The sequence below is a fragment of the Candidatus Nitronereus thalassa genome, assembly GCF_032191465.1.
Classification (GTDB): Bacteria; Nitrospirota; Nitrospiria; order Nitrospirales; family UBA8639; genus Nitronereus; species Nitronereus thalassa.
On record NZ_JAQOUE010000001.1, the window covers coordinates 716,620 to 731,071 of the forward strand.

The 14,452-nt window shown below is 48.9% G+C and carries 16 protein-coding genes; 7 read left to right on the top strand and 9 right to left on the bottom strand.

Features of this window, described 5'->3' with window-relative positions:
- Positions 1–6 precede the first annotated feature (6 nt).
- A complete protein-coding gene (locus PPG34_RS03395; protein WP_313831731.1) occupies positions 7–843 on the top strand; it encodes a ribonuclease H-like domain-containing protein in 837 nt (278 codons plus the stop codon).
- The gene (locus PPG34_RS03400; protein WP_313831732.1) at positions 834–1,586 is read left to right on the top strand and encodes a Stp1/IreP family PP2C-type Ser/Thr phosphatase; all 753 of its coding nucleotides are present in this window, start codon (positions 834–836) and stop codon (positions 1,584–1,586) included. Before PPG34_RS03395 ends, PPG34_RS03400 begins: the two co-directional genes overlap by 10 nt.
- A 100-nt stretch (positions 1,587–1,686) precedes the next feature.
- Here PPG34_RS03400 and PPG34_RS03405 read toward each other — a convergent pair whose 3' ends face one another.
- The 3 genes from PPG34_RS03405 to PPG34_RS03415 all read right to left on the bottom strand — a co-directional run bounded on the left by PPG34_RS03405 (position 1,687) and on the right by PPG34_RS03415 (position 5,099).
- A complete protein-coding gene (locus PPG34_RS03405; protein ID WP_313831733.1) occupies positions 1,687–3,093 on the bottom strand; it encodes a patatin-like phospholipase family protein in 1,407 nt (468 codons plus the stop codon).
- Positions 3,086–3,373 carry a hypothetical protein gene (locus PPG34_RS03410; RefSeq protein WP_313831734.1) on the bottom strand — a complete coding sequence of 96 codons (288 nt, stop codon included), beginning with the start codon at positions 3,371–3,373 and terminating at the stop codon, positions 3,086–3,088. The genes PPG34_RS03405 and PPG34_RS03410 overlap by 8 nt, the downstream gene beginning before the upstream one ends.
- A gap of 511 nt (positions 3,374–3,884) precedes the next feature.
- Complete coding sequence (locus tag PPG34_RS03415; protein WP_313831735.1) at positions 3,885–5,099, bottom strand: amidohydrolase; 1,215 nt, start codon at positions 5,097–5,099, stop codon at positions 3,885–3,887.
- Between the two features lie 375 nt (positions 5,100–5,474).
- Here PPG34_RS03415 and PPG34_RS03420 point away from each other — a divergent pair, with 375 nt between their 5' ends.
- The 3 genes from PPG34_RS03420 (at position 5,475) to PPG34_RS03430 (ending at position 7,321) form a co-directional block, all read left to right on the top strand.
- The gene (locus PPG34_RS03420) at positions 5,475–6,005 is read left to right on the top strand and encodes a glycine cleavage system transcriptional repressor (protein ID WP_313831736.1); all 531 of its coding nucleotides are present in this window, start codon (positions 5,475–5,477) and stop codon (positions 6,003–6,005) included.
- Positions 6,006–6,160: 155 nt separating this feature from the next.
- Positions 6,161–7,015 carry a transglutaminase family protein gene (locus PPG34_RS03425; RefSeq protein WP_313831737.1) on the top strand — a complete coding sequence of 285 codons (855 nt, stop codon included), beginning with the start codon at positions 6,161–6,163 and terminating at the stop codon, positions 7,013–7,015.
- Positions 7,016–7,072: 57 nt separating this feature from the next.
- Complete coding sequence (locus PPG34_RS03430) at positions 7,073–7,321, top strand: ACT domain-containing protein (protein ID WP_313831738.1); 249 nt, start codon at positions 7,073–7,075, stop codon at positions 7,319–7,321.
- A gap of 80 nt (positions 7,322–7,401) precedes the next feature.
- On the opposite strand, the gene PPG34_RS03435 is transcribed toward PPG34_RS03430, so the two are convergent.
- The 3 genes from PPG34_RS03435 to PPG34_RS03445 all read right to left on the bottom strand — a co-directional run bounded on the left by PPG34_RS03435 (position 7,402) and on the right by PPG34_RS03445 (position 9,427).
- Entirely contained in the window at positions 7,402–8,076 is a 675-nt protein-coding gene (locus tag PPG34_RS03435; protein WP_313831739.1) for a hypothetical protein, read from the bottom strand.
- A 90-nt stretch (positions 8,077–8,166) separates the two neighbouring features.
- Complete coding sequence (locus tag PPG34_RS03440; protein WP_313831740.1) at positions 8,167–8,424, bottom strand: hypothetical protein; 258 nt, start codon at positions 8,422–8,424, stop codon at positions 8,167–8,169.
- A 256-nt stretch (positions 8,425–8,680) separates the two neighbouring features.
- Positions 8,681–9,427 (bottom strand): HalD/BesD family halogenase, encoded by a 747-nt coding sequence (locus PPG34_RS03445; RefSeq protein ID WP_313831741.1) that lies wholly within the window; start codon positions 9,425–9,427, stop codon positions 8,681–8,683.
- Between the two features lie 217 nt (positions 9,428–9,644).
- Here PPG34_RS03445 and PPG34_RS03450 point away from each other — a divergent pair, with 217 nt between their 5' ends.
- Positions 9,645–10,310, top strand: coding sequence for a DUF6445 family protein (locus tag PPG34_RS03450; protein ID WP_313831742.1), 666 nt, complete (start codon positions 9,645–9,647; stop codon positions 10,308–10,310).
- Positions 10,311–10,515: 205 nt separating this feature from the next.
- On the opposite strand, the gene recN is transcribed toward PPG34_RS03450, so the two are convergent.
- Entirely contained in the window at positions 10,516–12,219 is a 1,704-nt protein-coding gene (gene recN, locus PPG34_RS03455; RefSeq protein WP_313831743.1) for a DNA repair protein RecN, read from the bottom strand.
- 28 nt (positions 12,220–12,247) lie between these two features.
- On the bottom strand, positions 12,248–12,595 hold the full coding sequence (gene trxA / locus PPG34_RS03460) for a thioredoxin (protein WP_313831744.1): 348 nt from the start codon (positions 12,593–12,595) through the stop codon (positions 12,248–12,250).
- A gap of 307 nt (positions 12,596–12,902) precedes the next feature.
- Between trxA and PPG34_RS03465 the strand changes: the two genes are divergently transcribed.
- Positions 12,903–13,415, top strand: coding sequence for a hypothetical protein (locus PPG34_RS03465; RefSeq protein WP_313831745.1), 513 nt, complete (start codon positions 12,903–12,905; stop codon positions 13,413–13,415).
- 13 nt (positions 13,416–13,428) lie between these two features.
- Here PPG34_RS03465 and PPG34_RS03470 read toward each other — a convergent pair whose 3' ends face one another.
- The gene (locus PPG34_RS03470) at positions 13,429–13,977 is read right to left on the bottom strand and encodes a hypothetical protein (RefSeq protein ID WP_313831746.1); all 549 of its coding nucleotides are present in this window, start codon (positions 13,975–13,977) and stop codon (positions 13,429–13,431) included.
- Positions 13,978–14,452: the final 475 nt, after the last annotated feature.

Below are 14,452 nucleotides of genomic sequence, written 5' to 3' on the forward strand. Positions count from 1 at the left end.
CATGGTTTGACTGTAGCTTGTTCCTACACGCCAAATCAAGAATTCACCACGATTCTCCCAGCGACACGCATGCTCGAATCCTCCTTCATTTTCCTCAACGGCATCGGCGAAACCACAGAAAAACGACTCTGGGAACAAGGTATTACTCATTGGAACGACTTTTTACAATCGACAGATCTGCCGGGAGTATCCCCATCGAGAAAACCAATGTATGATGACGAGATTGAAGAAATTTCCAAGGAATTCACTCACGGTCAATGGCGAAATCTCGCTAAGCGATTTAAGTCAAAAGATCATTGGCGGTTTCTCGAAGCGTACCGTTCACGAACGGCTTTTGTAGATATTGAAACAACTGGCGAACCAGCCGGATATGGAGCCATTACTGTTGTAGGATTCTTTGCGAACGGAACAACGACGACCTTGGTCAAAGATGATTCCCTGACTGAGCAACGGCTACAGGAAGAGTTCGACAAATATGATTTGCTCGTGACTTTTTTTGGAACCGGCTTTGACGTCCCGTATCTGCGAACGACATATCCCAACCTTATTTTGGATCATGCCCATTTTGATTTGTGCTTTGCGGCCAGACGCCTTGGCCTTCGTGGAGGATTAAAACATATTGAACGTGAATTAGGATTCGAGCGTGACCAAGGCATTCAAGGCCTGGATGGTTGGGATGCCGTTCGTCTTTGGCATGCGTGGCAGGCCGGAGACACGGACGCGAGAATTACCCTGTGTCAATATAATGAAGCGGATGTTCGGAATTTAGAACCGCTGGCAGATCATATTTATGAAGAATTTTCTCAAAGATACGGACCTGTGAGTGTCACCGCATGCCGATGAAACCGGAATGGACTGGATTCGGCCTCACCGACGTGGGCCGAACGCGCACCGCCAATCAAGACACCCTACTGCTCGATGACGATCTTGGCCTTTGGATCGTAGCCGACGGCATGGGAGGCCATGCGGGGGGCGATGTGGCCAGCCAATTGGCAGTGGAAACCATTCGTAAATTTTTACTTCACCAACCACCCACGACCGTAGAAAAGTGGGCTCCGGTATTGGAAACCTCCATCGCTCAGGCCAACATGGAAATTCGCAAACAAGCAAAAGCCCAACCCGAGTTGCAGGGAATGGGAACGACTATCGTGCTCGCCTTTATGCCGAATCCTCAATGGAAAAAAACCTTTATCCTCCATGCGGGAGATAGCCGGGCATATCTCATCCGAGCTCAATTCATCACGGCCTTGACCAGAGACCACACCTTGCTGGAAGAACGCATACAAGTCGGCCTCCTGCCACGATCCACCTCCTCAAGCCACCCCTTGGGACATGTGCTCACCCGCGCCGTCGGCGTAGAGTCAACCGTCGAACCTGAGATCTTCCTTCAGGAGCTTGAAGAAAAAGATGCAATTCTTTTGTGTAGCGACGGCCTTGTCAAAATGATGAGCGACAACAACATACTTGAAGTCTTGCAGGAGAATTCCACAAAGACGGCCCAGGAACAATGCCAGGCGCTCGTCGATCGCGCCAATCAATTAGGAGGAAAAGATAACATCACCGTGGTACTCATCCGTGAAGATTAAGCACCACCTATCCCTAAATATATTTCCTCTCTTAAATTCTCTCATGAAGCCTAGACATTAAGGACCTCCTTCAAACAGGCCACGGCCATTCATTGCCGCTTTAAAGACCCTCTTGCAAATCTTTCAGTAATTTTTGAAATTCAGGAGATTCTCGGAGCAAGGTTTGGCCCATCCCCACAATCTTGTCTACCTGATCCTTGGGCAAGGTCAAGGTCGTCGGAAGCGTCAGAAAATATTCGCGCTGTTTCGGATCGGCAATGGCTTCAAAGTTAACATGGATTCGATATTGCGCAGGATATGGAGGCGGTGCAATACCCAGATCTGCATTGCAGGCATCTTTCAATTTTTTCGCACAGGCACGGACATTTTGAGCCGCCTTCTTTCGTTCTTGAAATCCGTCTCTCAGCAAGTCAATCGTATCAAAGGAAAAATTATCCATTGGCACCGTCGCGGCTTTTTCCAATACGGTCGCAACCCCAGGGGGATCTGCCTCCTGATCCAAGGTTGTCGGCGGCATGGTCTTGGCATCGACGATAATTACCACCAACCGTTCAATCGCTCCAGAATTGATGCGCTCTTGAATCGACCACGAACTGTCCGACGAGGACATGGCTTCAAGCGGGGCTCTCAGACCGATATTGTCCCCAATGCCGCCATCCACCAAATGAATAAACGGTCGATCCTCACCTAAATAGGACATTAAATTTTGGGCCTGCCGATATCGCCGAGGATTGAGGGAAAAGTCTTTCAAGGCAAATTTCACCCATTTGGGTGGTGTATACTGACAACGATTGATAGGAAAATTTCGAAGGGTCAGGGGAGGAAAGGCTATCGGAAACGCCGACGAAGAAGTTACGGCTCGTGCCACGGGCAGCGAGCTTAAATCCGAACAGAGCCAATCAAAGCCATCTTGGCTAAAACGAAACGACGCCCCCAAGGATACATCCGTCGCATTTAAAAGAATAAAGGGACGACGACCATCAGCCACCAATGCTGCGAACGTCTTGCCTTGAAAAATATGCTCATCATAGTACTCCGCAGCCATATCCGAGCGGCTATACGTCGGCGAAAGGAGTTTGCCCCAGTTTCCAGGATTCAACAATCCCGACAACAGATCACCTTCGATGTCGCGATAGAGCATAGTCTCCGTAAAATCGACGAAAATTTTCTCACGGAACAACGCATAATAAGCTGAGGTAAAACTGCCCCCCGACACGGAAGAAATCACATCCACTTCATCGAGTAGACGCCGCGTCTCTCCATCCACTGCAATGGTCGTATCTCGCAAGGTTTCCAGCACACCGTAGGAAAGAGCTGCTGCGCGGGTCCCACCTCCAGAAAACGTTAAAATTACAAATAGTTTGTCTGAATTCGAAGGCGCCGATAAATTGCCAAAACGATAGCCAGCCTGTGGATCGTATTTCGACAATGGCGTATTTTCGGGGAAGGTGGCGCAACCCGACGAGGCAAAACATAAGGCCACGAGGACAATCCATCGGTTAACCATTGGAAGCCTCGGGACTGGAAGGAAAGCGTGAGGGGTCATCGGTGCCGGTTCGGTGCGACATGTGAGGCGTCAAAGGCGTGAAGGTCAGGACGAGGGGATCTAAAACGGAAGTATCAGTAACCGCCGTCTCAATCGATGTTGGGGTAAAGTCAGGAGTCCCTTCCAGAGAGAAGGAATGATGCCCTTCATCAACTTCGAGGGTATCCTCGGTAGAACCTAACGGGACATCATCCACAAGTACTTGCCGAGGCTCTACAAAATGCACCACCACATATTCCATAACGCACCTCCTATGCGAGAGGAAAGAAGAATCAGGGTTTCAGGCAATTCAAGGCAGTAACTTCAAGACGAGAAAAGGGTCGGACTAACTCCTTACTCACGCGAGCAATTATCAAGGCCTCCTATCATTAACCAAGTATACGCCCTCCTCAGATACCCCGTTTTGAGATCCCTGTCAATGCGAGTGCTCTCCAAAATCTCTCTTGCTTTCACCAGGCCAAGATACCCCGATATTAGGTTTCCCGTCGCACAAATCCAATATTCAAAAATAAGGCAAAATCTTAGCCATGCTTATATAGAAGATAATTTTGGTGTGAGAGTGGAACGAGTAAGGGACTAAAACAGGGGAGCATACAGAATTGTGGAGGATAATGAGGTTTTCCTTGCAAGAAAAATTACTACATCGAATACTCTTCTTCGTATCCATTCAGATACACGTTCGTATCTCTTTGGATACAATTATCTTGTTTCGGAGGCCAACAAGGATGGACTCCGTGAAAGTAGCATGACCATCACATACCAATAACGGCTTTCTCCTGGCCACATTCGTATTCCATCAATAATAAGTGCACCATTTCAAAATACCCACTTACTCCAACCATGATCATGTCGTCGCAGAACTGATAATCCGGTTGATGGAGACCCGAGGCCTGCTCGCCAATTCCAAGACCAAAATGGAGAATTGGACAAATGCGGGCAAAATGCCCAAAGTCCTCGGACCACCGAAACGGTTTGGGAATCTCGGTGGATGCAATATTGTTTTCAAGGCAGACCCGCTCCAATATATCAATTAGAAGATCGTGGCTTTCGGTCGCTGGAAACTCCTCAACCCACTCGACTTCCACACCGAGCAAATCCGCGGCGGCGCAATGACGCACACATTGTTCAGCTTCCCATCGTAAGATTTGAAGGGCCGAGACCGACCCTGCACGCAGCGTGGCACATACGGTCGCTTCTCCCGGTGTCAGCCCAAACGAGAGGAGCCCCAACTGCGCATGAGTCAGCGTAAGCATACAATAGGGGTTGTTCGTCACTTTGCTCAATGCAGGAAGTTCCACAAGAAGCTGGCGAACCGCATTCGCCGGCGAGCGAGCCTGATCCGGCTCAGCCGCGTGAGACGCCTGACCAAGCAGGCGAACCTTCATGCCAACCGAAGCACTGGCAAACGTGCCACGGCGATACACAATATGCCCCCTGGGAAAACCAGGGAGATTGTGCAGGGTCATGGCATAGTCTGGCCGAACCTTTTCGAAGTTCGGATCATCAATAATCGCCAGTGCGCCTTTTCCTGTTTCCTCCGCCGGCTGAAACAATAACACCACACGCCCACAACGGGGCCTCTCTCGGCAAAGCAGCGGCGCCAGGCCTGCCACAATGGCCATATGCCCATCATGACCGCATCGGTGGGCAATATTCGATTCTGGGGCGAGCCAGTGGGTTTTGTCGGCATCCTCTACAGAAAGCCCGTCCAATTCACACCGGATCATGATGGTCGGCCCAGGGTTTCGACCTTCATAGACCGCGGCGACTCCACAGCCACCAAGATGAGTCAATAGCTGATCTGGTTCGTAGGATTCCAGAAAACTCGTGATGATGGTTGAAGTAACAAATTCGGAACCTGCCACTTCTGGAGAAGCCGCAAGAGAACTCCGCAGGGTCCTTAAGATTCCATCAAGTAGGTAGTCTCGACGAATGCTCTGAAAATCTCTGTAGTTTCTTGGCATCATTGTCTTGTCTCCGATCGCCAATCAGTTGCGCCGGCAACTCTAATACATCCAGGATCGTCGAGTCCATGGTGTGATACCTTCTTCGGTGAAAATATTCCCCAACTTATGCTTTTGTTCTTCATTATTTTAATGACCAGGTCCTAGCCAACCAGAACCTTTTCTTCAGGAAAGGTCCTATCGACAACCAAAATTGATGGGGCATTGAACCACAACGCGAGAAAGGGATCAGGGGTAAGGTGTGCCTACAGTTCCTTTTGTAAAGAGAAAACCCCTGAAAGTTGTAATCTGCAAATCAAATAATCAAAATGGGGTGTGGGGACAATCATCGTCTCGTCAAAATTCGATGAGACAAACTATATTGAGGAATGAAAACATATGGCACGTGCATTGGTTCTGACCGTCATCGGCAAAGATAAACTGGGTTTGGTAGAAGCATTGGCAGATCTCGTCACTCAACACGACGGAAGCTGGGATGAAAGCCGCATGGCACGCCTGGCCGGCCACTTTGCAGGAGTGGTCCAAATCCACCTCCCCGAGGACCGTGCAGAGGGGCTGCTCGGGTCGCTTCCCACACTCGCCGACCGAGGCCTTGCCGTAAATGTAGTGGATAGCGACTGGGCGCTTGCGGTCGTAGACCATCGAGAAACATTACGACTCGAGCTGATAGGCCAAGACCGACCTGGAATCGTCCGAGAGATTTCTCGGGCATTGGCCGCACTGGGTGTCAGTGTTCAAGAACTTCGAACCGTTGTCGAGAGTGCACCCATGTCCGGAGAGCGCCTCTTTCGCGCCGAGGCGGAACTCGTTCCCCCAGCCAGAGTCGAGTTTGACCAAATCCGCGCCGCCCTCGAACAACTCGCCAATGACATGATGATCGACATCACCCTAAAAACGGGAAAGGGATAGGGAGGGAGCATTCCAACACCTGCCCCACATTTCTTTTAGATGCCAGTCTTTTTTCAACATCAATATTCCGTCAAACAAATCCATACTCATGCCGGATCCCAAATCTTCCCCGGATGCCTTTCGGCTAGCACTCAGGGGCCAGATTAAGCTGAAATATGCAGCGCTATAAAATTCTTCATCGTACCTATTATAATTATTCCGGTGAGGTGAAACTCGGACCCCATACCCTACGTCTGCGTCCCAGAGAAGACCATGAACTACGGATTGAGTCTTCAACCCTCAACATCACCCCGCCGGCTATTCTGCATTGGTGTAGGGATGTGGAAGGGAATTCGGTGGCCACCGCGACTTTCGATGTGCCTGCCTCCCAGCTTGTATTTGAGAGCGAAGTCATCATCCAGCATTTTAACGAGGCACCACTCGAATTTCTGGTAGCCAACTACGCCATTGAGTACCCGTTTGCCTATCAACCCGACGACAAGATTTTGCTGGAACCCTATATCACGTTGGCCGAGTCCACTTCCGAAGACGTGCTGAGGAAATGGGTAGCAAATATATGGCAGGCAGGAGATCAGGTTCAGACCTACGTTTTATTGCAGCGCCTAAACACTCACATTCATCAATCGCTGACCTATCAATTACGCGAAGAATTTGGTGTGCAAACCGTCGCCGAAACGCTGTCTCTGGGGACTGGCTCTTGCCGTGATTTCGCGTATCTCTTTATGGAAGCTGCACGGCGTTTGGGCCTCGCTTCACGTTTTGTGAGCGGGTACCTTCATGCTCCGCCATCAACAGTTGATTACGGGGCAACTCATGCCTGGGCCGAAGTGTACTTGCCAGGTGCAGGTTGGAAGGGGTTCGATCCTTCCTGTGGAGAAATTGTTGGAACCAAACACATTGCTGTGGCGGTGGCAAGGTTGCCGGAATCAGTGCCGCCAATCGCCGGCTCCTTCGTTGGGCCTCCTGGGTCGGAACTGTATGTCGGCGTCTGGGTGACTGAGTTGGTGTAACGATCGATCCTGAACTGGCGGGCCGAAAAGGCGAAATAGAAAGGGTCGGGAGTCTTTTTGTCGGCGGAGCTGTTTGGACAGGACCGACCTGGAATCGTTCGAGAAATTTCTCGGGCGTTGAGTGACAGCGTTCAAAAACTTCAAACTATCGTTGAGAGTACACCCATGTCCGGAGAGCGCCTCTTTCGCGCCGAGGCAGACCTTGTTCCACCCGCCAGGATCGAGTTCGACCAAATCCGTGCTGCCTTCGAACAACTCGCCAACGACATGATGATCGACATCACATTAAAGGCAGGCAAGGAATAGGTAGGTGGTCTTGCAAGACGTGACCTTTTTTTCTTAAGGTTCTTAAGGTTTATTTCTTTGTTTTACCGGTATCTAGTCAATTAGGAATTAGCCGTTTTGGAAACGGATTTCCCCAATATTTCGACAACAGGGTTTATGGTTTGCATTTCTTTTTCCTGGGTCTCATATCCTGTTGACCGATTAACAAATGCCGCCTGGGCAGCTTGTAAAAGGATGGCTTCTTTTATTTGTTGATCGCCACTACCTTCAACAAATGCTCTAAATGTCATGAGTGCGTTTGCCCTATGCTTATTCAAGGTTTCGTTGTGTTTGCAAGACCTATAATTCCGAGAACACCAGAAAACGCTAAATGATAACGCCGAAAGTAAAATTAACTTACTGACTACATATTGAATCGCAATTGCGGTTGATTCTGGTTTGTAATCAAAACTAAGGAAGAAAAACTTGCCGGCCACAAGCAGAGTAATTATTGACACAATGATAGTTGCTACAAGCCATTTTCTGCCCGTATTTCCATGGCTTTCTGAGTCCGTTAAAAATATTTGCGCATTTGTTGCAACACCAGCTTCTGCGGCTTGGGCCTTAACAGCTTGAAGTGCTTTTTCTGCGTCTTTTTTGTAGGTCTCCAAGGATTTCCTAAAACCTTCCGCTTCTTCCTTCATTGTTGCGTGGTAACCTTTAGCCTCCCTTTCAATTTTTGCATAATCTGTTGACTGGGTAGCCGTATAGGCGAGAGGAAGGGTCAAAGGTTCCATAATTGCGTCATAGGAATTTTTGACTTCTTGAATTATTGCTTTGCAGACATCTGCTGGTGTATTTTGGTTTAACGTGAAATCGTTTACTTTTTAAATCAGGTTTTTCAGACTTGTGCAAGCGCTTATAATTTGATTGATTTGAGTTAGGGCTAGTCTTTCAATACTTCTTTGATTTAATTGTTTCACGATGTCGAGCATTTCCTCGAAAAAAGGAACTGCTTCCAAAAAATTTATATCTCTTGAAAGCTCCTCTGTTCTCGCTTGAGATGTCGCTTTCTTATCGGCTAACTCCTTAATTAAATCTTTTGCTTCTGCTATTTTTTCCTTTCGTGCTTCTGGAGTAGCCATAAATCCCCCCTAAGTCATTCCAAAAAATTTTAAGGAAATTGTGCCGATTTACGCACTTTCTTAAGCCGACGTATTTTAACAATTTGCAACGGTCATTTCAGAGTGCGCAGAACATCTCCCCCAAACTAAAAACATTCCAGACTCATTTGTGAAATGCAAATACAGCAAGCCAGTTAGTCTAGCAAGGCTAGAAAGGGGTCGGGAGGCTTTAAATTCGGCTTTTTGTAAAGATTTCTCCACTTACAGCCTTAGGTTTTTAGGCCTTCATTCCAGGCTGACGAAGGAGGGCAGGCAACCCGAAGTAGGAAAAGGCATCTTTGAGGTTGGAGAACCAGCGCTTGCCACGGCTCATGGTGGGGTCTGTCACGTATTCGAGAGTAAGGACAATGCGTTCTTCGCCTTCTGCCGACGGAGTGACGGCATGGTGGAGTTTGTCGCCATTAAAAAAGATGAGCAAGCCGGGATCGGTGGTGAGGCTAAGTTCCTTGACCTCTCGACCCGGTTCTTTGGTGTGGAGCCGGCACTCCAACCGGCTGGTGGATCGATCGACGAGTCCTAGCAGCACGGTATATCGCTCCCCGTTGTAGTAGGAAGTATCGTAATGCCAGCCAATGTGATCTCCGGCCTCGGTATAAAAATACAACGCGCACGCATGGGGGTCATCATCGGGACAGAGGAGTAAAGGTACTCCGGCAATGTGGCTGAGCCATGCGATAAACGCCGGTGAGTGATAAAAGGCCAAAATGGATGGGGCAGATTCGCGCAGCAGATAATGACTGACGCTGCCGCCTTTTTTATGTGTGGGGATATAGTTGCGATTGAGCTTGGGACGCACAATCTCCACTTCCGCCATGAATTGATCGATGACTTCCTGCGGAAAAAACTGTTCGATTGAGAAAAATTCGCCTTGATCTTGATAGATTTTGGTGATGGTTTCTTGCGGAAACCGGGCAATGGCTTGGTTCACTTCTTCTGACACGCTGTCCAGCAGTTCGGTGTGCATGAGTTTCTCTACTCCTAGTTCTTGATCAATGTATTGGTGTGATCCGAAATGTGCCGATCGTTGCCCTACACCATGAAATGCTCAACCGTTTCCTTTGGCGCCGACCTGACCACCAATCCTTGACCCAGAGAGAAGGCCCTGATTATTCTGCCATTCTGACAATTCAGTTTAAAACAGGCAAATCCTTTTTTCACACCAGCATAGATCGGAGCACATGATGGCAGTGGATCTTTCGTTTCGCGAGCCACAGCTTGGAACTGACTATTGGGTTGAAGATAACGTACTACCCAACGCCTTGGAAATTGCGCAGCGTTGCATTGCAAATAGCACCTGGACTCTTGGTTCTCCCTGGCGCCCCGAACCCTGGCCGGGCATGCGCGCACCTCACGCATTAACCGACGATGAATTAAGCCAGATTGAACACTGTGTCAAAAAAGGACTGGGCGTCTCATCACTGAAACCACAAAGCCCTGCCGATATGGGCATCTCCGGCCATAATCATATTCAAATTTGTGGAGGATCGGAAGGTGTAGCCCGCCCGCATGTGGATTCCGCCAGCATGTGTGATTATGCGGCAGTGCTGTATTTGCATCCCAGCCCGCCAACCACGCATTGCGGCACTTCGTTTTACCGACTGCATCTCCCTGGCGAAGAGCCCGGCGGCAATGCTTGTCCTCGAACCTATGAGAGCTTGAGCCAAGTACCTGGGCTCCCTGCGCAGATGGACCCGACGATGTTCGAGGAAATTTTGGAAGTACCGTATGTCTTTAATCGCTTACTAGCCTATAAGTCAGATCTCATTCATTCGGCAAGTTCGTATTTTGGCTGGGAACACGAGCTGGCCTCTAAACGCATGGCCGTGGTCTTTTTTTGGAAGGTGTAGCGAACCAATCACGTTTTAGTGGTTTAACCTCACTATCCAAGGTGCAATGATCTTGGCTTTTCCATGACATGAAATTTGTAACTGGGGCATCTCATGCCGCCCCTTCTTTTCCTTCACGGTTATTGTAAATATTCGAAGAGGACACCATAAGATCGTGCAGCTACAAAAATTATTTGGGGGATTCACCTGGATAGGGTCCCTACTCTCACTTCCCGGTTTTTGATCGAGGCCCCTTTGCTGACGCCTGAAGCATTTCGGCGGCGGCTTTTTTGACGGTGGTAGTGAGTTGTTCCCCACCCAACATGCGAGCGATTTCATCTTTTCGCTCTGATGGATTTAGAAGTTTCACGCTTGTCGTGGTGCGGTTCTCCTTCACGACCTTTTCCACAACAAAATGCTGTGACCCCTGTGAGGCAATTTGCGGAAGATGTGTCAGACAAAACACCTGATGGGACTGGCCGAGACCCCTAAGCCGCTGCCCCATAACTGAGGCCACATCCCCCCCCACGCCGGTGTCAATCTCATCGAAGACCAACACTGGGACTTGATCGACTTTGGCTAAGACCGTTTTGATGGCCAACATCAAACGAGACAGTTCTCCGCCAGACGCTACACGCCCCAGCGGTTGAAGTGATTCTCCGGGATTGGCGCAGAATAAATATTCCACGCGGTCCATCCCAGTCGGCCCCATGGGCACTTCACCAGTTAACGTTTCAAACTGCACCTGAAATCGTGTGTGCGCCATTTTCAAATCGGCCAATCCAGCCATTACTCGTTCTTGGAGATCCTTCACCACGCCTTTTCGAGATTTTGATAAGGTTTGGGCTTTCTTGACGGCTTCCTTCTGAGCTTGGCTCACGGCCTGTTCTAAAGTCTGAAGGCGGTGATCTAAATCGGACAACTCCGACAATTCGTGTTGGAGGGTTTCTCGTCTCGCGATGAGCCCATCAAGCGTTTCATGGTATTTTTTCCGGAGGCGTTGCAGGAGGGCCAACCGTTCGTCAATCTGTCCGAGACGATCGGGATCGTGATCAATACCTTCACGATAATCCCGGCAGGCATGAGCCAATTCTTCCAACTGCGCACTAGTCTCGGCCACCGTATCGGTCCAGGGCTTGGCCGTAGGATCTATCTGCCCTAGTTCGAGGACTGCACGATGGAGGCGTTGAAGGTGAGAGAGGATTGACGTGTCCTCTTCATATAACAGTAAATAGGCTTCGGAGGACAGCTCGGATAATTTTCCACTATTTTGCAGACGGCGATGTTCAAGGAGCAGCGATTCTTCTTCACCAGGTTGCAAGTCGGCTTTGGTGAGTTCCTCAAATTCGTGTTGCAGAAACTCCTCACGCCGGACCCGATCTTTGGATTGCTCATTCAGTCGGTCCCATTCTCGCTGTTGCGTTTGCCACTGCGCATAGTCCGCCTCAAAAGCAGTTCGTTGTGTTTCAAGCCTACCAAAAGCATCCACCAACTCCAGCTGTACCTGGACAGAAAGCAATGATTGTTGGTCATGCTGTCCATGAATATCGATCAGCAACCCGCCAAGTTCTTGTAATTGATGCATGGGCGAAGCCGTCCCATTAATATAGGCACGATTCCTGCCAGACCGGGAGAGGACGCGGCGGAGCAACAACTCTTCTGAGTCGGAGCCAGCAAGATCGACATTTGCCAACCACTGCTGAACCGCTGGGAGAGAGGACACCGAGAATGTGGCTTCCAGACTGGCTTCTTCCGCCCCACTCCGAATTTGATCCCCAACGGCCCGGCCACCAAGTAGCAACGCCAGGGCATCGACCAAAAGAGATTTCCCGGCGCCGGTTTCGCCGGTTAGCACGTTAAATCCAGGAAGGAATTCGAGCTGAAGTTGGTCAAACAGGGCAAAATTGGAAATGCGCAGCTCAATGAGCATGGCATATCACATGGGTCGAAACAGCACTCTAGGCCGTTGCCGAGTGCTGCGAGAGGAGGGCATCGATAATTTGCTTAAACTGAGGTTTAGGCCGGGCCCCAACAAGTTTTTCTACGGGCTCGCCATTTTTAAAAAAGAGGATCGTCGGGATACTCATAATCTGGTAACGCCCCGCGACTTCTGGGGCTTCATCGGTGTTGAGCTTCATGACTTTCAACTTCCCTTCATATTCCTTGGCTAATTCCTCGACGACTGGAGCCACCATCTGACAAGGCCCACACCAGACCGCCCAAAAATCCACCATTACCAATTCAGGAGATTGAAGCACTTCACTTTCCCAGTTTGCATCACCAGCTTGCGCTACGAGATCCGACACAGCACCCTCCTTCACAAGATTATTTAGCCACATTATCAGCAGAAAACCTGGATCAGCATCGTACAGCCCTCCCTACAGAGTGTCAACTCGCGCTGACCTCACGCAAGCCTTACCAACTTCACATAATTCATAGGATGGCTTAGGGATATCCGCATACTTCAAAAAAAATGTTCAAGTCTTCTCACGTTTGCCGAAATATTAGTAAACACCTTACGAAAAATCTATCCGCAATACCTTACTATGGCACGCATTGTTGATTGAGATGATCCCAAGGAAATCACCCATATTTTCCCACTGGCTCAACTGGATGCTGACAGGGCTTTTCCTTCTTGCCAGTATGCCATCTCCCATCCAGGCGCAGACGCTATTTCCGAGAACCCAGCTCTCGGTATTTGACTCGAACGATGTCAAAGTCGGAAGCGTCTTAGGAATGTTCAATGACAAAGCCAACCCGTTATGGGTGGCCTTTACCATCGAAGGGCATTTGATCGCCCTGAGAGTAACGAAGAATCAACTGAAGGGGCCCGATGGCGTAGAAGCTTACTATTTATCGCAAGAATGTGCCGGTGAGCCCCATTTTAAATTTTCACAAATTCAGGGAGGGCAGGGGATGCTTCCCACGGCGCTGATTGGGCCTCCAGGGCAGACTGTCTATGTGGTTGATGACGATGACTTATCCTTAATTTTTTATCCGCAATCTCGTCGTTTATCTACGGGGCCCTGTGAAAAAGTCAATTTCACCCAGCCCATCAAATTGCGGCCAGGCAAAGGGATAATTAATTTGGAGGAAGTTTTCACTCCGCCCTATCATATTCGTTAACGTTCCTAGCCCCTCACCACTTCCAGGATTCGGGAATACCTGCCCACCAATTCTCGGGATGGGCCTCTTTCCATTTCGTTCGTTCCAACCACATTTCATCCGAGCGGGATTTGTTCAGACGGTTGGCCATCCCTGCTGTAACATCAAATTGTTGCCGCAACCCCTCTTGTAGAATTTCCTTCGCCATTCGGGACAGCATATCTGGAGGATCCACCAAGTCCATCGTTCCTCGATTGACCATCGACAACGATAAACGCCCCACCTCGCCCCAATTATCCTGCTTGGCCAGCGACTCGAGGTATCCATCAATCGCATCATACACATAGATGAGATAGACATAACTCTCTACCGCGGGATTTTCATCAATATTACGTTGACAGGCTTCTACCGCCCTTCGGTAATCCCCAGCCGCCAAATACACTTTGGCTCGAGACAAATGCGAGGAAGCCGGCTCATGATTCTCACGAGCCTGGGACACGCCTTCGCTCCCAAAAATCAAAATCATCAATGAGAATACTACTGCTTTAATCAAGATGTTCTTTTTTTGATGTAGGCCGCTCATCGAAATTTCCTCCCCATTCAACCACGATGTCACTAAATCTTACTATCAGCTTACCATCTCTCACTTCCAAGAAAGTAGACGAAACCTGTGTGAACAACAAAAAACGCCACAAAGAACATGAGATAATAAGCGCGCTCACCTAACAGCCTGTCGGGAATTTTTCTTTATTCATTTGGTTGAAGAACTCTTTGATATTAAAACTGAATAAATGATTACACCTCTTAAATACTGAACAGACTTGTCAGATTTTTTTCCGATTTAAAATTTTTCCCTATGTATTACCCCTCATCTCTCAATCAATAGCGACATTATAAAAAACTTCGAACAAACAATACGTTCGATAAGCCAAAGCCTTTTTGCCACAACAATAAACCGACTTGGCACAATCATTGCGGAAGCGATGGTTACCGTAAGTGTTTTGCTGGATTATTTTCTAAAGATTGAAAAGTTTTGCTGAATAGAGTGACAACGACAA